This window comes from Micromonospora matsumotoense (assembly GCF_900091525.1).
Classification (GTDB): Bacteria; Actinomycetota; Actinomycetes; order Mycobacteriales; family Micromonosporaceae; genus Micromonospora; species Micromonospora matsumotoensis.
Map to the genome: position 1 here is coordinate 122,821 of NZ_FMCU01000013.1, position 18,613 is coordinate 141,433.

General features: G+C 72.2%; 12 protein-coding genes. 4 read left to right on the forward strand and 8 right to left on the reverse strand.

All coding sequences use genetic code 11. From position 1 onward, the window contains the following. The first annotated feature begins 159 nt into the window (after window positions 1-159). A complete protein-coding gene (locus GA0070216_RS23250) occupies window positions 160-687 on the forward strand; it encodes a GNAT family N-acetyltransferase (RefSeq protein ID WP_091250135.1) in 528 nt (175 codons plus the stop codon). An 87-nt stretch (window positions 688-774) separates the two neighbouring features. Here GA0070216_RS23250 and GA0070216_RS23255 read toward each other — a convergent pair whose 3' ends face one another. Beyond that, a complete protein-coding gene (locus tag GA0070216_RS23255; protein ID WP_091250138.1) occupies window positions 775-1,635 on the reverse strand; it encodes an SDR family oxidoreductase in 861 nt (286 codons plus the stop codon). Between the two features lie 180 nt (window positions 1,636-1,815). On the opposite strand from GA0070216_RS23255, the gene GA0070216_RS23260 reads away from it, so the two are divergent. Next, window positions 1,816-2,703 (forward strand): helix-turn-helix transcriptional regulator, encoded by an 888-nt coding sequence (locus tag GA0070216_RS23260; protein ID WP_091250141.1) that lies wholly within the window; start codon window positions 1,816-1,818, stop codon window positions 2,701-2,703. Here the strand turns inward: GA0070216_RS23260 and GA0070216_RS36645 are convergent. The 3 genes from GA0070216_RS36645 to GA0070216_RS23270 form a co-directional block, all read right to left on the reverse strand. Next, window positions 2,677-2,865: a hypothetical protein gene (locus GA0070216_RS36645; RefSeq protein WP_141723170.1), complete on the reverse strand. Its 189-nt coding sequence runs from the start codon at window positions 2,863-2,865 to the stop codon at window positions 2,677-2,679. The two genes, GA0070216_RS23260 and GA0070216_RS36645, sit on opposite strands and share 27 nt — an antisense overlap. A gap of 391 nt (window positions 2,866-3,256) precedes the next feature. Then, on the reverse strand, window positions 3,257-3,880 hold the full coding sequence (locus tag GA0070216_RS23265; RefSeq protein ID WP_091250144.1) for a helix-turn-helix transcriptional regulator: 624 nt from the start codon (window positions 3,878-3,880) through the stop codon (window positions 3,257-3,259). Window positions 3,881-3,993: 113 nt separating this feature from the next. Beyond that, entirely contained in the window at window positions 3,994-4,356 is a 363-nt protein-coding gene (locus GA0070216_RS23270; protein WP_091250147.1) for a hypothetical protein, read from the reverse strand. A 220-nt stretch (window positions 4,357-4,576) separates the two neighbouring features. On the opposite strand from GA0070216_RS23270, the gene GA0070216_RS23275 reads away from it, so the two are divergent. Continuing rightward, window positions 4,577-6,928 (forward strand): ATP-binding protein, encoded by a 2,352-nt coding sequence (locus GA0070216_RS23275; RefSeq protein WP_245722662.1) that lies wholly within the window; start codon window positions 4,577-4,579, stop codon window positions 6,926-6,928. A gap of 58 nt (window positions 6,929-6,986) precedes the next feature. After that, complete coding sequence (locus GA0070216_RS23280) at window positions 6,987-10,442, forward strand: ATP-binding protein (RefSeq protein WP_091250153.1); 3,456 nt, start codon at window positions 6,987-6,989, stop codon at window positions 10,440-10,442. Here GA0070216_RS23280 and GA0070216_RS23285 read toward each other — a convergent pair. The 4 genes from GA0070216_RS23285 to GA0070216_RS23300 all read right to left on the reverse strand — a co-directional run bounded on the left by GA0070216_RS23285 (window position 10,412) and on the right by GA0070216_RS23300 (window position 18,607). Further along, window positions 10,412-12,037: a serine/threonine protein kinase gene (locus GA0070216_RS23285; RefSeq protein WP_245722663.1), complete on the reverse strand. Its 1,626-nt coding sequence runs from the start codon at window positions 12,035-12,037 to the stop codon at window positions 10,412-10,414. The genes GA0070216_RS23280 and GA0070216_RS23285 overlap by 31 nt on opposite strands. Before the next feature lie 179 nt (window positions 12,038-12,216). Next, the gene (locus GA0070216_RS23290) at window positions 12,217-14,949 is read right to left on the reverse strand and encodes a hypothetical protein (RefSeq protein WP_141723163.1); all 2,733 of its coding nucleotides are present in this window, start codon (window positions 14,947-14,949) and stop codon (window positions 12,217-12,219) included. Next, window positions 14,949-15,260, reverse strand: coding sequence for a YbaB/EbfC family nucleoid-associated protein (locus tag GA0070216_RS23295; protein WP_091250163.1), 312 nt, complete (start codon window positions 15,258-15,260; stop codon window positions 14,949-14,951). The genes GA0070216_RS23290 and GA0070216_RS23295 overlap by 1 nt, the downstream gene beginning before the upstream one ends. An 11-nt stretch (window positions 15,261-15,271) precedes the next feature. Then, window positions 15,272-18,607 carry a right-handed parallel beta-helix repeat-containing protein gene (locus tag GA0070216_RS23300; RefSeq protein WP_091250166.1) on the reverse strand — a complete coding sequence of 1,112 codons (3,336 nt, stop codon included), beginning with the start codon at window positions 18,605-18,607 and terminating at the stop codon, window positions 15,272-15,274. Window positions 18,608-18,613 lie beyond the last annotated feature (6 nt).

An 18,613-nucleotide genomic window follows, 5' to 3' on the forward strand; every position in this document is an offset into this window, starting at 1 on the left:
CCTGCCGGCCGCCCCTCGTCCGGCAACGAACTGTGACCGCCAGTCGGTCACGGTCCGTTCCGGGCGTCCGGGGCAACGGACCGCCCAGGAAATCCCGTTGAGCGGGACCGGCCGCGGTGACACCATGGCCGGCCAACCGACCGGCCGGAGGAGACGACGATGAACGTACGGGGCGAGCTGGTCACGCTGCGGGCGATGGGACCGGACGACGCGTCGGCGCTGTGGCGCTGGAACCATGACCCCGCCGTCGTACGTTGGATGAATGCCGGCTACCCGCAGACCGAGGACCGGGTGCGGACCTGGTTGACCGAACGACCCCGCAACGACTACGGCGACGTGCTGTTCGGCATCGAGGTCACCACGGGCGGCCAACTGATCGGCCTGGTCCGGTTGCACGGCGCCGAAGCGGAGACCGGCTGCGCCGAACTGGACATCTACCTGGGGGAACAGGACCACTGGGGCAAGGGGTACGGCACCGACGTGATGCGTACCGTGTGCCGGTACGGCTTCGACCACATGCGCCTGCACCGGATCACGCTGACCGTGGTGACCGAGAACCTTGCCGCTCACCACGTGTACCGGAAGGTGGGCTTCGTCGACGAGGGCCGGTTGCGGCAGTCCTTCCGCCGCGACGGCCGGTGGTACGACAAGTTCGTGATGGGGCTGCTCGCCGACGAACTGCGCTGAGGTCCGTCCGGGCACGGCGCCGATCTGGTGGGCGATCTGTTCATCGTCGCTCTTCTCTCCGGCGGGCGTCATGGGCGGGAACGCGGTTCAGGCGCGGGGATGATCGGTGGCAGCCGCGGTGTCACGGGCGGCATCGAGATTCGCTCGCAGGGCTTCCACCTTCGCCGTGGCGTACGCGTGGGAATCCGATCCCAGCACCAGGCGCAGGGGCCCTCCCCCGGCGACGACCTTCTCGATCATCCGCTCGGCGGCTTTGACGGGGTCGCCGAGCTGGTTGCCCTGCAGCTCGAGGTGACTGTGCACCATCTCGCGGATGGCCGGGTAGGCGTCCGAGGGCGCCGCAGGCAGTGCCAGTGCATCGGTGGTCAGGAAATCGGTGCGGAGATAGCCCGGTTCGACGATGGTGACCTCGACGTTGAAGTCCGCGACCTCGGCCGCCAACGCCTCGCTGATCCCTTCCACGGCGAACTTGCCGGCGCAGTACAGCGCCCAGCCCGGCACGGCGGTGAGACCCAGAACGGATGACACGGTGACGACATGACCGCTGCGCTGGCCGCGCAGGACCGGCAGGGCGGCGCGCAAGACGTTCCAGACTCCGACGACCTGTACGTCGAGCATGTCGCGGACGTCGTCCGGGCTGGCCTCCTCAACGGCACCGAGGTAGCCGTAGCCGGCATTGTTGACGACCACGTCGAGGCCGCCGAAGCGCGAGACGGTCTCCTCGACCGCGCGTCCGACGGCGTCGGAGTCACGGAGGTCGACGTTGAGGGCGAGCAGCTTCGAGGTGTCCACGCGGCCGTCGAGCGCAGTCGTCAGGCGCTCGACGGTGCGGGTGGTGGCGGCGAGGTTGTCACCGCGCTGTAGTACCTGAACAACCAGTTCCAGGCCGAGGCCGCGCGACGTACCGGTCACGAACCAGGTGGCCGGGCGATCGGTGGGGATGCTCATGGAGGGTCCTTTCGGGGGGTGTCGTCTCGCCGAGCCATTCGGCGAAATCGGTATGAGTTCAACTGTGTCCGTTGCGCGGCCGTCGTGGGCGGTCATCTTGAGCCCTTCCAGACCTGGGAATGCGCTGCCTAGGACTCCTAGGTCCACCCAGCCCGCCGGCCCGCGAGGCACAATGGGCCCATGCCCGCCATCAATCGCGAGCTCGCCGATTTCCTGCGACGGGCTCGCAGCAAACAGGACCCGCGGCGAGCCGGCCTACCGACAGACGCCCGTGTGCGCCGCGTGCCGGGCCTGCGCCGCGAAGAAGTGGCGCTGCTCGCCGGGGTCTCGACGGATTACTACGCCCGCCTTGAACAGGGACGTCGCATCGTGCCTTCGCCGGCGGTGATCGACGCGCTCGCACGCGCGCTCCACCTCGATCCGGCCGGCCGGAGCCACCTCGAGGACCTCATCGGCGTAGGCTCGACCGAATCGCCGCGCGGTCGCACAAGGGGAGCCGTGCCAGCGGTGCAACGGATTCGGCCCGGCGTGCAGCAGCTCCTGGACAACCTCGACACGGTGCCGGTACTCGTCCTCGGCCGCGGCAGCCACGCGCTGGCCGCGAACCGGCTGGCTCGGGCGCTGCTCGCCGACTTCGAGCAGATGCCAGCACGCGAACGGAACTACGCCCGCTGGATACTCCTCGACCCCGGAGCCCGGGAACTGTTCGTCGACTGGGACCAGCAAGCAAGAGCAGCCGTGGAGAGCCTGCGCCTCGAGTTCGGCGCCCATCCGAACGACCGAACGCTAACCGAGCTCATCGACGACCTACGCACTCAGAGTCCCGAGTTCGACCAATGGTGGAACGAGCACCGGGTCTACCAGCGCACCTACGGGACCAAGCGACTTCGCCACCCGGTCGTCGGCGACCTGTCGATCGACTACGAAACACTCACCCTGCCCGGCGACAAAGAGACCACCATGTTCCTCTACAGCACCGAACCCCATTCACCCTCCCAACGCGCCTTGAACCTGCTCGCGAGTTGGTCGCTGAGCCCTGCATCAATCCGGCACGCCCCGCCGACCTGAAACACCATCGGGACCTGTGCGGAAGTGGAACGCGCCCGGGGCGCAGGTGATGTTGCGGGTGGGCAATATTCCGGTCGTCAGGTAGGCGTTGACGGCGTCCAGCGCGCAGCCGCTACAGTCCGGGAAGATCTCGTGCTCCGTGGCCCCCCTGACCCTGACCAGCTCACGCTGGTCGTGGCCGTGCCGGTGGGCGCGGTCACCGCCCGGTCAGCACCGTGGCCAACCCGGTCGCAGCAACCACCATCGGCATGCTGCTGCTCGGCGAGACCCTACGTGGCGGCACGACCGGCGTTCTCGTCGCCGCCGTCTGCGTCGCCGGCCTCACCGTGGCCGTCCGGCAGCTCTCTGTGGCGCAGCAACTCGTTCGAGGCGCCGCTGACCGGACAGACAAAATGCCCAGCCCGGGCAGGAGGTAACGAGCCCCCACACTCCTCCGTGACCGCCGATGGTGAGACAGGCCCGACGGCCAGCAACCCGGGCGACGCCGGGGTGGTGACGGCCCGAGGGGTGACCGGACGAACGCCGTGGCCACGCCAGGTTGCCGGACCTCGGCTCAGATCATGCCGGTACGCAGCGCGTAGGCGACCGCGTGGGAGCGGTTACGCAGCCTGAGCCGGTGGGTGACCCCGTAGATGACGTTCTTGACGGTCCGCTCCGAGTAGCAGAGCTTTCCGGCGATCTCGCCGGTGTCGAACCCGTCCGCCATCAACCGCAGCACGTCGACCTCACGCGGGGTCAAGCCGGAGGCGTTGAGACCGTTCGGGGCGAGCACCTCGCGCTGCAGCCGCTCGATGTGCTTGAGCAGCTCACCCACCAGATTCGTCGGCATGACGCCGCCACCACCCGCCGCAGCCGACACGCTGTGCGCCAGCCGTTCGCCGGTGACCGCCGCACGCGGCAGGATGGCCACCACCCGGCATTCCACCGCAGCGAGAAGCTCACTCTCGGTTATCTCGCGCAGTACGAGAACCACCGGCAGACCCGTCTCGACGGCCGAACGGCGCAGCATCGCCACCACGTCCACAGTCAACTGCTCGCAACCGAACACGAGCACCTGCGCCCGGGCGCGATCGTCGGCGGGCAGCAGCTCGATCGTCGGGCAGGAACTCAGGAAGCTCGCGAGTCCCGCGTAGCTGATCGGGTCTGACGCCTGTAGGACCAGCCGAACCTGTTCCACTGAAACCTCCGCATGTCATGGGTGCGAGGAGAGTCTCCGAAAGGGTTCTTCAGAAAATCTCCAAGCGGCTTCACCACTGCCCCGTCCGCCGTGAAGGTTCGCGCCGACACGGCTCAGCGGCGGAGGCGACCATCCGCGCCCGGAGGCGCCAGCCGCGCCCGGCGCAGCGCCTCGATGTACTTGGGGATCTCCGTCACCGCCAGTTCCAGCCGGCCGGGCGCGAGCTGGTCGGCGAAGAGGGCGTCGACCACGTCCAGGGCGAGTTCGTCGGGGATCTCTTCGACCCGCTGGGTCGGGATGTGCTGCCAGATGTGCAGGATGCGCAGCCGTGCCCGGACAGCGGAGAGCGTGAGTTCCAACGCGGCTATCGCCTCGTCGGCCTGCTCCGCCGGCAGCACCAAGCGCCCCTGGCTGGCGAGGGTGAGCAGGAGTTCACCCACGAACGGGCTCGTCGATGCATCAGGTTGGGCCGACACTGTTGGAGTGCATCAGGTCGACAGCCGGGACGGAAGGCTGCCGCGACGGAAGTGCCCGGACTTCGGTCCGGTCTGCCCGCTCTACCGCCCCGGTCTGCGCCAGTTCCCCGTTCGGTGCCCCCCAACTGGCGGGACGCTCCCACCTCGGGAAGAATGTCCAGGTGTCGAGCAGACGGGCTGGTGGGGCTGACGCACCTCGCGGGGGCGGGATCTCGCGACGGTGAGCAGGGAAGCCATGTCGGCGGAGTTCCCGGAGATCGACCTCCGCATGTTGGGGCCGGTACGGGTCTGGCGGGACGACACCGAACTCACGCTCGGCTCGGCACGCCGAACGGCCGTACTGTGTGTGCTCGCCCTGCACGCCGGACGCAGCGTCTCCCGGGCGGAGCTCGTCGCCGCCGTCTGGGGCGAGGACCCGCCCCCGAGCGCGACCGGGAACATCTACACGTACGTCTCGACGCTGCGCCAGGTGCTGGAACCGGCCCGGAGCCGGTGGGCGGCGGGACGACTGCTCAGTTCGGGCGGCGGCACCTACCAGCTGCACCTCCCCCCGGATTGCGTCGACGTCGTCAGGTTCGAGAGGCTGCGCGAGACCGCCCGCCAGCAGCGGGCCGCCGGGGACACCCGCGCCGAACTGGCCACCGTCCAGGACGCCCTACTGCTCTGGCACGGCGCGGCGCTCGCCGGCGTACCCGGCCCCTTCGCGCAGGCACAACGGCTGCGCCTGGCCGCGCTGCGGCTCGCCACCGCCGAGCGACACGCCGCGCTGCTGGCCGAGACCGGGCGGCACGAAGAATCGGCCCGGGTTCTACGCGGTCTGATGGCCGCGAATCCACTCCGGGAAGACCTGCGGGCCAGACTCACCGACGCGCCGCACGAGGCCGGCCGCGACGCGGACCCGGTGCCGGCGACCACCGACGGCACCGTCGCGACCGGCAGCCGTCCCGAGAGTCCACCGACGCCCGGCACCGCCACCGACGTCCGGCCGGACCACCGGGAGCTGCTGGTCGGCCGTGACCCGGTCCTGCACCGGCTACGCCGGGCCGCAGCCGGCGTCGCCCTCGGACGCGGCGGCTCCCTCCTGATCCGGGGTCCCGCCGGCATCGGCAAGTCGACGCTGCTGGAAGCTGCGCTACGTCGTGTCACCACACCGCAGCGGTCCCGCATCGGCTGGGCGGTCGGCGATAGTGGTTCCCGACGCACGCCGCTCGGCACCCTGCTGGAGTGCCTCGACTCCGCGCAGGTCGCCGACCCGATCCGGCACGAACTCGACACCCTCGCCACCGTTGCCGAACCGCGAGACCCAGCCGAACCGCGAGACCGGGCAGAGCCGGGAGATCCGGCCGGCGTCGACCTTGCGGACCGGGCGGTACGGCTGATCTGCCGCGCGGCTGCGGATACGCCGCTCGTTCTCGTCGTCGACGACCTGCAGTGGGCCGACCCGACGACGCAGCGGGCGTGGGCGACGCTCACCCGGCACACCGCCGGGCTTCCGCTGCTGCTGGTCGCGGTGGTTCGGTCCGGCGAGCCGCTGGCGACCCGGCAGTCCCTCGGTGAGCTCATCGAACTGCCCCCGCTGGACTCCGACGCGGCGAGCGCCCTCGTCCGGGCAGTCGCCCCGGAGCCGCCCGAGCCCGAAGAACTGGCCCGGATCCTCGACGACGCCGGCGGACACCCGCAGTACCTCCGGCAGCTCGCCGGGGGCGAAGCCGGTGCTCCACCGACGGCTGATCTGGCCGCGACGGTCGGGGCGCACCTCGCCCCGTTCACCGAGGACACCCGCCAGGTGCTGCGGGCGGTCGCGTTCCTCAGCGCGTACGAGCTGCGGGCACCGGGGACCCAGCCGCCCGGTTGCCGCATCACCGAGCTGGCCGCGGTCACCGACCGCGGCGCTGAGGAACTGACCCGGGCACTGGCCCCGGCGCGGGCCCACGGGATCCTCGCCCCCTCCGACCGGCTGCGGCTGCGGCACCGGATCGTGGCCCGGACCCTCTACGAAAGCACACCGGCAGCACTCCGGGTCGCCGTGTGCCGCCTGTACGGCAGACGGCTCGCCGCCGCCGGCGCGGCACCCGACCGGGTGGTGGCGCAGTTGCTGGCCGCAGGAGTGCCGGTGGACGACTGGCTCGGCGGCTGGCTGGCCGAACACGTCGCACAGATCGCCGGGACGGCACCACAGATCGCCATCGCCGTCCTGCAACAGGTCCACGCCCAGCAGGCCCTCGATCTGGACCAACAGCTCCTGTTCACCGCCTGGTTGGCCCGCCTGCTGCTGCGCCAGGAACGCCACGCGGCGGCCGAGGCGGGCTGGGTCGCCGCCCGGACCACCGAGCCGGAACTGAGGGGCGAGATGCGCTGGACAGCGGCGCACAGCCACGAGCGACGAGGCGAGTTCGAGGCGGCGGCAGAGATCGCCCATGTGGCCCTGCGTGAGCGCCGGATATCCCCACCCTGGCTGGAGGAGTTACGGACCCTGCTGGCTCGGGTACGACCACACCTGCCGGGCAACCCGACCCAGCCGCACCTCTCCCGATCGGCGATCATCGAAGGCGAGCACCCTGTCGCCCGGTGACCGGCGTACTGTCCGACGCGGGAGCGGACACCTCTTCACCTGTCCCCATGGAGGACTTGTGGCGACAACACCGGACGACCGGCTGCGAGTGTCGGTCCTGGGTCCGGTCCGGGCCTGGCGCGGCCCGCAGGAGCTCCCCCTGGGGCCGGCCCGGCAGCGGGTGCTGTTCGTGCTGCTGGCCGCAGCCGCCGGACGCGACGTCGGGCGGGACGAACTGATCGCGGGCATCTGGGGTACGTCCGCACCCACCACTGCGGTGGGCAGTGTGTACACGTACATCTCAGGACTGCGTCGTGGCCTCGGTCACGAATCGCTGACCTCCGGACCTGCCGGGTACGCCCTGCGCCTGCACCCCGGGGACCTCGACAGTGAACGGTTCGTCGCGCTCTGCGCGGATGCGGCGCGGCTGCGCCGGGGCGGCGACCCGTCCGCCGCCGTGACCAGGCTCGACGAGGCGTTGGGCATGTGGCACGGCGAGGCGTACGCGGGGCTGACCGGCCACCGCATCGAAGTGGAGCGGGCCCAGCTGGCGCAGCGACGACTCGACGCCGTCGAGCAGCGCGCCCGGATGCTGGTCGAGCTCGGCGACGACGGTGTGCTGGCCGACCTGGCCGGTCTGGTCCGCGACCACCCCCTGCACGAGCCCTTCTACGAGCTGCTGATGCTGGCCCTACACCGCACCGGCCGGCGAACCGAGGCACTCGCGCTCTTCCGGACGGCACAGCACACCCTCCTGACCGAACTCGGGGTCGAGCCGGGCGACGCCCTCACCCGACTGCACGAGAAGGTGTCGGCCCGACCGGCCGAGACGATCGCGCGTCGCCCGCCTGCGGCACCCCCCGATCCGGTGCGCCGACCGACGGGCGACAGGCCACCGCCGGGCTCGCTGGCCGGCCGGGACGGCGAGCTGCACCGGCTGCGTACCCTGGTCGAGGCCGTCGTTGCCGGTCAGGGCACCGTGGTCTGGGTCGACGGCGAACCCGGGATCGGCAAGACGGCGCTGCTCACCGCGGCCTTCGCCGATGCGGCCGAACGAGGCTGTCAGGTCGCCTGGGGCGTCGCCCAGGAACTCGACCAGCAGGTCCCGCTGCAGGCAGCGGCGCGGGCGCTGGGGCTTCAAACCCGACTCACGGCAGGCCCGGCCACCCTCGGGCGGCATCCAACGGGACTCGACGACCCGGTCGACGGGACCGCCGACCGGGTGCTGGCCCAGGTACGCGCGGCCTGCGCCACCGCTCCCCTCCTGCTGGTCCTCGACGGCCTGCACCGGGCCGACCAGTCCGGCGTGTCGCTGTGGGAGAGGCTGGTCGCCGCCACCCGACGTATGCCGCTGCTGCTGGTGGCGGCGGCACGGCTGGAGCCCGGGGAACCGGAGCTGGCGAGCTTGCGCCGAGGCGTGCAGGCCCGGCAGGGTCACCTACTGCGGTTGGCAGCCCTGCCACCCGAGGCGGTCGGAGAGCTGGTGACCGGCCTGGTGGGTGCGCCGCTCGGACCGCACCTGGCCAAGGTGGTGCCCATCTCGGCCGGAAACCCCAGCTACGCCCGCGAGCTGACCATCGCGCTGCTGCGTCGGGGCGAGGTCCGGTTGGTCGACGGGCTGGCCGACATCCCCGACGCCGTGCCGATCGAGGCACCGCGCTCGCTGTTGGCCGTGGTCCGCGCCACCATGGACCTTCTCTCGGCCGGCACCCAGGAGGTGCTCCGCACGGCGGCCCTGCTCGGTACCCGTTTCTCCGTCGACGACGTCGGGGCGGTGACCGGCCACTCCCCCTTCCATCTGGTGTCCAGTCTGGAGGAGGCGCTGGAGGCCAACGTCGTCGTGGACGACGGCACCGAACTGGCCTTCCGGCACCCGATCCTGCGGCATGTGCTGTACGAGAGCATCCCGCCCCCGGCCCGGTCGACGCTGCACCGGCACACCGCCGAGGTGCTGGCGAACGGCGGTAGCCCGGTGGGCCGGGTGGCCGAACAGCTCGCCGCGGCGACTGCGGTGGTCGACGACTGGGTGGTCTCGTGGCTGGTCGCCCACCATGCCGAGCTGGGCCGACGGGCGTCCCAGCTCGGCAGCGACCTGCTACGCCGGGTGCTCGGCACCGACCTGCCCGATCCGCAGCAACGGGAAAGGCTGTTGATCGCCCTGGTCAGGCTGGACTTCCGGGACCAGCGGCAGCCGCTGGACGAGGCCCGGGAGGTGCTACGGATCGCCGCCGATCCGGCCGCCCGCGCCGAGATGCGGCACCTACTCGCCGCGATGACCTACCGGGTCGGCGACACTGCGGCGGCGCTCGGCCTCGTCCAGGACGCGCTGGCCGACCCCACCGTGCCCGCCCTGTGGCACACCCGCCACCGGATGCTGCTGGCCAACTTCCGCCGCGGGCCGCTGGACGACCTGGACCAGGCGGACCGGACGGCGGCAGGAATCCACGCCGCCGCGCCCGACCCGGATGATCCGTACGAGGCGGCATTCGCCCTGCAGACCACCTGGTTGACCAGTTCCATCCGCCGCGACCACCAACGGGCGTTGGAGTACGTCGATCGCGCGTTGGACATCATGCGGGAGAACCCGGCCTTCGCCGGCCTGTACCTGGACCTGCTCGACAACCGGGTGTTCACGCTGCAGAACCTGGACCGGCTGGAGGATGCCGAGCGGACGCTGCGGGAGGCCGCGCTCTTCGCGCTGCGGCACCGGTTGCCGGCCAGCCTGTACGTCGCCGCCGTGGTGCAGCACTACTGGTCAGGCCGGTGGGACGACGTGTTCTCGGTGGTCAGCGCGGTCACCGACGACCCGCCCGGCACCACCCTGCTGGGCACCCGGGAGCCGGGGGCGACCGCGATGCTGCTGCACGGCACGGCCGCGCTCGTCGCCGCGCGCCGCGAAGACGTCGTCCTGGCCACCGGGCACCTGGACGCCACCGAACTGGTGCCGGCCACCGACGCCGAGCGGGAGAGCTGCGACTTCCTGCTGGTCGCCCGCTCGCTCGTGGCCGAGCAGCAGGGCCGCGCGGAGGACGCGCTGCGGATCCTCGACCCGCTGCTGGTGCCCGAGTACGCACCGCTGATGATTCGGCACCAGTGGTTGCCCGACGTCACCCGGCTCGCGCTGAGCCTGGGCCGCCGGGACGTGGCCGAACGGGCGGCGGCCACCTGCGCCGACGAGGCGGCCAAGGAGTCCCGCCCCGCGCGGGCGCACCCGGCGGCGGCACGCTGCCGCGCCCTGCTCGACGGCGACCCGGAACCCGCGCTCGCCGCTGCGGCGCACTACCGCGAGGTGGGCCGGGTGACGGAGTTGGCCGCGGCGCTGGAGGACGCCGCGGCGCTGCTGGCCGCCGCCCGCCGCCCGCACGAGGCGGCCCGAATCGGCGGTGAGGCGGTGGGGCTGTACACGCTGCTCGGCGCCCGCTGGGACCTGCGCCGCGCCCACCGCCGGTTGACCGGGTACGGCGTGGACCCGGCCCGCGGCGACCCGCCTACGGATCGGGGCGTTCATCGCACCTCGATCTCGTACAGGGAGTAGCCGTACATGTTGGAGCGCTGAGTGCCGTACATCCGGACGTAGCGACCGGCCACCTTGTCGGTGGTGACCCGCACGTCGCCACCCTGACCTGACGAGGTGCGGTACACCGCCGTCCATTTCCTACCGTCGGAGGAGATCTCCACCCGGTACTCGACGGCGTAGGCGTGTTCCCAACGCAGCAGGATCTCCCTGATCTGCCGCTGCGCGCCCAGGTCCACCGTCAGCCAGCCGACGTCGCTCCACTGGCTACCCCACCGGGTCACGAGGTCACCGTCGACGGCGTTGGCGGCGGCCCACGGGGGGCCCTCCGAGCCGGAGACGGTGACGGGCTGGCCGAGGGCCAGGTTCCGGCCGGCCGAGTTGGCGGGGGGCGGCGGGCCGGTGCTCCCGGTGGGCCGCGACGGCTTGTCGTCGACCGACGGCGAGGCAGCATCGGGACGCTGGCCGCTGGAGGGGGTCTGCTGCGGGGCGGGCGTCGCGGTCGCCGGCACCGGTAACGGCACCGGCGCGACGGGCCCCGCGGTCGTAGGGGCCGACGAGACCACCGCCGACGGCGTGGCGGGTCCCGCCCCGCTGTCGCTGTCGAGGTTCACCACCCGACTCGCGATCGTGACGCCGACCACCACGGGCAGGACGACCAGGGCAGTCCACACTGCCCGCCGTCGGCCGCGCGACCACGTCCGCCGTTCGGGCTCGACTGGCGGTGGCCGGTGCTCGGGCCCGGCTGGCGGTCGCTGGTCGACGCTCGGCGGCCGGGGCACTGGCTCATTGCCCAACAGCATGCTCACCAGTTGCGGGGCGGTCGGCCGGTCGGCCGGATCCTTCGCCAGCGCCCGAGCCACGGGTTCCCTGAGGGAGTCCGGCAGCCCGTCCAGCCGCGGCGGCTGGGTCAGGATGCGGGCTGCGGTCGCCGACGCCGAGTCCCCTCGGAACGGGGTCCTCCCGGTGCCGGCGAAGGCGATCACGCAGCCCCAGGCGAACACGTCGGCGGCGGCGGTCACCGGCGTGTCCGGCCCGTCGGAGAACCGCTCCGGCGCCATGTAGGCGACGGTGCCGACCATGACGTCGGTACGGGTGTGCTGGCTGGTGGCCTCGAACGGCCGCGCGATGCCAAAGTCGATCACCTTGGGGCTGCCGAGCGCCAGCAGTACGTTGCTCGGTTTCAGGTCGCGGTGGATGATTCCCGCACCGTGGATGCCGGTCAGCGCGGTGGCCACCCCGACCGCCAGCGAGTGCAGGGCGCCGCCGCGCAGGGGGCCGCGCTCGGCGACCACCTCGTCCAGGCCCGGACCGTCGATGTACTCGACGACCAGGTACGGCGGATCGTGGTCGAGGTCGGCGTCGAGGAACTCCGCGGTGCAGTACGGCGGCACCTGTCGGGCCCGTTCGACCTCGCTGCGGAACCGACCACTGAACTCGGGGTCCGCCGCGAGGGCCGCGTGGATGAGCTTGACCGCGACGTGGCTTCCGTCGTCGCTCTCCGCGAGGTATACCACTCCCATGCCGCCCGATCCGAGCCGGCCGATGAGCAGGTACTCACCCAGCCGTTCGGGATCGTTCGTACGCAACGGAGTCACGCGGTACGCAGTGTCCACCAAATCTCCTTCTTGGACGAAACCGCGAGGAGCACCGACGTCGGCGTCCATACCGCCAGCTTGCATCCCAGGATAATTGCACGCTCAACCAGCGCCTCCCCCTGGGCGGGGCAGCACCGGGAGCGGCGCTGCCGGAGACCACCCGCACCGGTCGCCGGATGCGGGCACACCCCGCTCGGTCAGACCAGGCCCGGCAGGCAGGTGAGGCGGGGCACCGAAGCCGAACCGACCCGGCTGCGTCGGGCCGTCGCCGCCCACCGGTCGACGCAGCGGCGCAGCGAGGCCAGCGCGAGATCGTCGAACGGTCCCGGCTCACCGACCGGTTCGTCGGCGGCCAGTTCCCGTAGCAGCAGCCGGCCGGGGTGATCCTGACCCGGTGCTGCCACCTCCAGCACCCTGAATCGGGTGCCGGGAAGAAAGAGCACCCGGCTGTCGACGTGATGGTCACCCTCCGGCTCCAGCAGCCGCGTCCGGCGGGCCGTCATCGACCACAGCAGGACGTCGACGTTGCCCGGGAGGTTCACCGCCGGGTCGGTCAGCGCATGCGTGAACGCCCGCTCCGTCAGTACCCGCCTCGCGCCGATCTCCTGAAGTTCGTCGCCGGAGAGTCTGGTGGAGAGGCAGACGGCACCCCGATACGACGGCAACCGGCTCATCCCGGCCGTGACACAGCGGGCGAACAGCACCGGGTCGCCGACCGCGCCGGACCGCAGGGCCTGGTCCACCCCATCTCCGGGCGCGGACAGGTAGAGGCGTACGGCGACCGCGTCGGTCACCGACTCACCACCCGCCTGCAGGCGGGGATGCTCGGCCAACAGCCGGGAGATCGCGCTGGTGGCGGCGTCGAACTCCTGGTGGAACCGCCGCCGCAGCCACGACCGCTCGGCGTCGAGACCGCTGGTCGCGGCTGGTCCCCGCGCCTGCGACGCCGGGGTCGCCTGGAACCGGACGAACTGCCCGGCCTCACCGGCCGGGGAGTCCGACACGGACACCACCTCCCGGGGCGGCGCGGCCGTCGACGCGGACGCCGATTCCCGGGCCGACGTCGGCGCGGCGAGCACCGGCTCCGCTGGCGGTGGGCCCGACCGCGGGGCAGCGGGCGGGCGGACCGGACGGGGGCGGGGCCCGCCCGTACCGGTGGGAGTGTCGACAGAAGCCGGCTGGTGCCAGAGCGCGGTGGTGGTAGCGGGATCCGTCAGGCGACCCGACGACGTCCGGAGCGGCACCGGCCCGGCCGGCACGGCGGGCTGGCGGCGCTCGCCCGTCGGCGCGACCGGGACGAGCCTTCCGCCGGCCGGACCCGCCGCCCGGCCACCGATCCGGTGTGCTTGCGGAGCGGGCGCCCCGTTCAGGTCGGGTACCGCCTCCGGTGCCCGCGCTTGCTCGACCGGTGCGACTACGAACTCCGCAGCGGCAAGGCCCGGCACGTCGGCCACCGGCGGGATCGTCGGCACCCAGGACGGCGACAGCGGGCCGGGAGCGGTCATCCCGGCCCGCACCTCGGCGGGCGGCGGAGCAACCTCGACCGGTTCGTCGAGGGCCAGGTCGGCGGCGGTGAACCGGTAGGTCCGTCCGTCGTCGAGGGCCAGGTCGGCCGCCGTGAACCGGTAGGTCCGTCCGTCGTCGAGGGTGCCGTCGGCGACGGCGGATCGCGCCCGCCGGCCGGCCGCCACCGCCGACGCGAGTTGCAGGGCGCTACCGCCGCGGGTGGCCGGATCCAGGCGCGCGGTCAGGTCATCTGCGAGCTCCCGCAGCCGCGGTAGCCGGGCCGGGACCGTGTCGTCGACGATGAGGGCGAGGCTGGCCGGATCCGGGAGGTGGGCACGGATCCGCCCGGCGTTCGGTGGCACCTCGGCGTCGCGGACCCAGAGCCCGGACTGGACGATCTCGACGACCGCGTCGCTGGCGTACTGGTAGGTCAACGGGCCGACCGGGTCGCCGAGCAGCGGTGGTGCCTCGTGGCTGAGGATGCGCGGCAGTGTGGCCGGGTCGGCGGCCGCGCGCCGCGGGCTGAAACAGAGGTCGCGGGTGAAGACCTGCCAGCCGGGGCAGCCGTCCGGCCTGACCGTGAACATGCGCAGACGGTCCGGTCTGCCGACCGGTACGCCGGCGAAGCAGACCACGGGTGACTCCAGAAGGTCGGCCAGCCGCTGGCCGAGTGCCTCACCCACCGGCAGTTGGACCGGCCCGTAGTGCACGAATCTGGCCTGCCGGCGGCCGTCGGGGTCGAGTCCGCGCCAGAACCGGGCGACGCTGTCGAGGGCCAGCGGCGGCGTACCGGGGCAGCCGAGGACGACTGTCATCGCCTCGTTCTGGCAGGGTACCGCGGAGACCAGCCACTGCCCGCGGTCGCTGACGACGACCGCGTCGCGGGTGTCGCGGATCCAGACGCCGCCGGGAATGGGCTCGACGGCGGCCACCGCGCTGGTCGGGGTGAACTGCGCGGCGGAGCCGTCCCAGGGCGGGGCCGGGTAGCGCTGGGACTCCCAGACCGGTGTCCGGCCCGGCCGGTAGCGGACCCAGCCGCTGCCCTCAGTCGTCGGCACGAAGAGCGTTCCGTTCGTCGCGCGAACCAGCTGACCGTGCGGTGTCACGACCGGGCGGCGTAGCCGGTCGCAGAGCCACTGGCCGGCGAGAGCACCCGTCTGGTGGGGCACACCGCAGACGATGAGCCGGATGCCGCGCCGACGCCGACGCCGACGCAGCGTCGCGGCGACCGACTCCCAGATTCCGACGGGCGGATCCTCGTACAGGTCGAGAACGACGATGTCGTGGTCGGGATCCTCGACGACCGTCAGAGCCAGCGACCGGGCCTGCGGACTGATCCGCTCCCGGGCATGCAGGACCAGCGCGTTCCCGACCGTGTGCCGGAGGATCGCCGCTGGCGGATGGCTGCGCAGAAAGCCCATCATCAGTGGAGGTTGATCTCGACCGGGCCCATCTTCTCCCGGGCGAGCACGGCCGCGTTGGCTGCCGCCGCCCGGATCGACTCGGTGATCGCGTTCTGCAGGGCCGCCACGTCGCGGCCGTCGAAGACGGTCGGGCTGACCTGTACGGCCTTCAGCTGACCCAGGCCGTTGGCCAGCACGACCACCGTGCCGTCCGTGGACCGGCCGGTGACCAGCGCGCGGTCGAGACTGGCCTGCGCGCTCCGCATCCGCTGCTCGAACGTCCGCCCGGCCCTGACCACCTCGTCGAGTGTCGGCTGCTTCGGCTGTGACATGGCTACTCCTCTCAGCCGACCGCCGCGAGCCCGCCGGACTGGCGGGCCGCCACGGTGGCCGGATCGTCGTGGCTGACCAGCCCGTGCAGATCGGCCAGCGCGAGGGTGCGGGACCCGGTTGCACGGGTCAGGCTCCGCGAGAGCAGGTGCGCGGCGCGGACGGTGCGCTCGGGCATCCGGGCGGCCAGCCCGGCCAGCGCGGCCCGGACGTCGTCCGGCACCTCGTGTCCGCGCCGCACCAGGTGCCGCACGACCACCTCGGCCAGCTCGGCAACGGTGAGTTCGGGTACGTGCCAGGTCTGCCCGAACACGTCGGCCAGGCCCGGCAGCGCGGCACCGAGGCCGGTCATCGCAGCCGGCTCGGCGACCAGCACCACCACCGGGTCACCCAGCCTGGTCCGAAGCTGCTCGACCAGTGTCTCCACGACCTCCGGGCCGCCGCCGGTGCCGTCGTCGACGTAGTCGACCAGCAGAGTGCCCCCGCTGGCATCGTCCAGGGCTGCCCGGACCAGGCTGGGGAGCTGCCCCGACCACTGGGGTGCCAACTGCAACTGGGTCGAGACGCGCACCAGTTGCCCGATCGGGACCAGGTCCAGTTCGGAGAGCCCGGCGGCGTAGTGGCGGGCGAACTCGCCACGGCCGCTACCGGCCGCGCCGGAGAGCAGGACGTTACCGTGCTTGCCGGGGGAGCGACGACGGTTGCGCAGCTCGCAGAGGTTCAGCAGGGTCGCTTCGACCGCCTCGCGTACGTCGGCGGCGCCGACCAGTCGGGAGACCCGTTGCCAGCTCCGTGCGGCGGTGATCGCACCGCCCGGGTTCCTGGTGGCGTCGGGCTGGTTCCGCTGCTCGACGGGCAGTTCCTCCAGCAGTCGCAGCTCGGGGGCGAGATCGGCGCCGGTGAGCCGGTTGATCTCGGTGTCCTTGGTCGGCGGTGTGACGGCCAGCCGGGACGCCTGGTTGTTGATCATTGACTCGAACAGCTTGCGGGCCACCCGGCCGTTGCCGAAGGTCGAGTTCCTCGGCACCCGTTCGAAGTAGGTGCGCAACGCGTCGACCGCGTCGTCGGTCAGCTCGTAGTAGTGCTTGCGGCACAGGTTCGAGGTGATCGTGACCAGCTCATCGACGGAGTAGTTGGGAAACTCGATGGTCCGGGTGAACCGGGAGGCCAGACCGGGGTTGGACGCCAGGAACCGCTCCATCAGCTCCGAGTACCCGGCCACGATCACCACGAGCTCGTCGCGCTGGTCCTCCATGATCTTCATCAGCGCGTCGATCGCCTCCTGGCCGAAGTCCGGACCCGAGCCGCCCGAGCCGGCCGAGAGGGTGTACGCCTCGTCGATGAAGAGCACCCCGCCGATCGCCCCGGTGACCAGTTCGGTGGTCTTGATCGCGGTCGAGCCGATGTACTGGCCGACCAGGTCCGCCCGCGCCGCCTCGACCATGTGGCCCTTGGCCAGGACGCCCAGCTCGGCCAGGACCGCGCCGTAGAGACGCGCGACCGTGGTCTTACCGGTGCCGGGCGGGCCGGCGAAGACCAGGTGACGGCTCATCGGCGGCATCGGCAGGCCCATCTGCTGCCGCACCTGCGACATCTTGATCAGGTTGATCAGCGCGGTGACCTCCTGTTTCACCCCGCTCAAACCGATCAGTCCGGCCAGTTCGCGCAGCGGTCCGCTGAGCTCGTCGCCGGCCGGCCCCGCAGCGAGGTCCCCATCGGCCTCCGGGGTGGGCGCGGAGGCGTATCCGGTGGCCAGCGGTGCCGGGGAGGTGGGTGCCACGGACCGGGCGGCCCGACCGGTGGTCAGCGCCGTGATCGTCAGGTGGGCGTCGCCGGTCTGCCGCACGTCCTCCCCGCCGCTGTCGCGGGCGACGCAGCGGGTGATCGACACCGGCTCCGCAGTGTCCACATCGAAGCCGGCGGCACCGCTCTCCAGCACCTCGCAGTCGGTGAAGCTGCCCCGGGAGCCGCGCTCCAGCCGTACCCCCGCCTGACGGGCGCGGCGGACCCGTACCCGGCTTGCGGTCACCGCGCCGGCGGCACCGACCTGCAGTCCGTCACCCGGCACGTCGATGAACTCGGTGTCCAGCAGCCGCAGGTCGGCGTTGTCGGCCACCCGCAGCCCGGTGCCGTCGAGCACCGCCGATCGCAGATCCAACCTCGCACCGGAGCCGATCACGACGCAGACGGCCGCCGTGCCGGTGAACCTCGCGTCGCGAATCGTGCCGCGCGCCGACTCCCGCAGTTCGAGCGCCGCAGCGCTGCCCGAGTCGACCACCAGATCGCTGCCTTCCACGCCGGCACCGTCGGTGACCAGCAGCCCGGCCCCCCTGGTGACGGTGGCCCGCAGCCCGTGCACGGTCATCGAGGCCGCGCCGGTCACGACCGCGACCTGCTCGCTGCTGCCCCGGACGGTGATTCCCTCGAACCTCGGCCCGCTCTTCGCTTCCACGGTGACGCCGATCGGCGAGTCCGCGAAGACGCAGTCGACGAACGTCGGTTTCGCCTCCCCGGTGACGTGTGCGGCACTGCGCCCGGCCGAGCCGAAGGTGCAACCCCGGAACGTCGGGGTGGCGCCACCGGCAATGTGCACGGCCTGCAACTGCGCGCCGGTGAACTCGGAGTCCGCGACGACCACGTCGATCTCGCCCCGCATGAACACGTCGACGTTGGCGCTCTGGCGTACCCGCAACCGGTTGATCCGGGCATGACCGCGCTGTTCCACCACGAGCGCCGGCTTCCCGGCGGCGACGATCTCGCACCGTTCGACGACGAGGCGACCGTCGCCGTTCACGCAGATGCTGTTCGCGCCGGTCCGCTCCATCGTGCAGCGCCGCAGCGTCAGCGAGCCCCTGTCGCTGACCACGACACCGGACGTGGCCACGTCCCGGACCACGGTGTCCTCCACCGTGCTCGCGCCCGGCGAGGTCACCACGATCGCGGCACCCGTGGACGACCGGATCTCGCAGTGCCGCAGCGCGAGCGTCCCCTGAAGCCGGGCCAGCAGCGTCACCCAGGCCGCGCCGCCGACACGGCAGTCGTCCAGCGCCGCCTCACCGGAGTAGACGTCGACTGCGGCCAGCTTCGGGTCGTCGCTCGACAGCGAGATGCCGCGCAGCTGCGCACCCTCGCCGTGGACGGCCAGGACGCTGCCCTCCTCGACGTGCACCTGCACGATGCCACCGGGCTCGGCGGCGATGGTGATCCGGTTACCGACCACCAGCTTCTCGACGTACCGGCCGGGATGGACGGTGATCGTGGCACCCGGCTCGGCGTGCGCGACCGCCGCGCCGATCGTGGAGAACGCGCCCGGTTGTCCGCCCCCCACCGTCAGGACCTGTCGGGTCATCGCGGG

Coding starts and splice junctions, on each gene's coding strand:
- GA0070216_RS23250 (WP_091250135.1), top strand. CDS start 160: ATGAACGTACGGGGCGAGCTGGTCACGCTGCGGGCGATGGGACCGGAC.
- GA0070216_RS23255 (WP_091250138.1), bottom strand. CDS start 1,635: ATGAGCATCCCCACCGATCGCCCGGCCACCTGGTTCGTGACCGGTACG.
- GA0070216_RS23260 (WP_091250141.1), top strand. CDS start 1,816: ATGCCCGCCATCAATCGCGAGCTCGCCGATTTCCTGCGACGGGCTCGC.
- GA0070216_RS23290 (WP_141723163.1), bottom strand. CDS start 14,949: ATGATGGGCTTTCTGCGCAGCCATCCGCCAGCGGCGATCCTCCGGCAC.
- GA0070216_RS23295 (WP_091250163.1), bottom strand. CDS start 15,260: ATGTCACAGCCGAAGCAGCCGACACTCGACGAGGTGGTCAGGGCCGGG.
- GA0070216_RS23300 (WP_091250166.1), bottom strand. CDS start 18,607: ATGACCCGACAGGTCCTGACGGTGGGGGGCGGACAACCGGGCGCGTTC.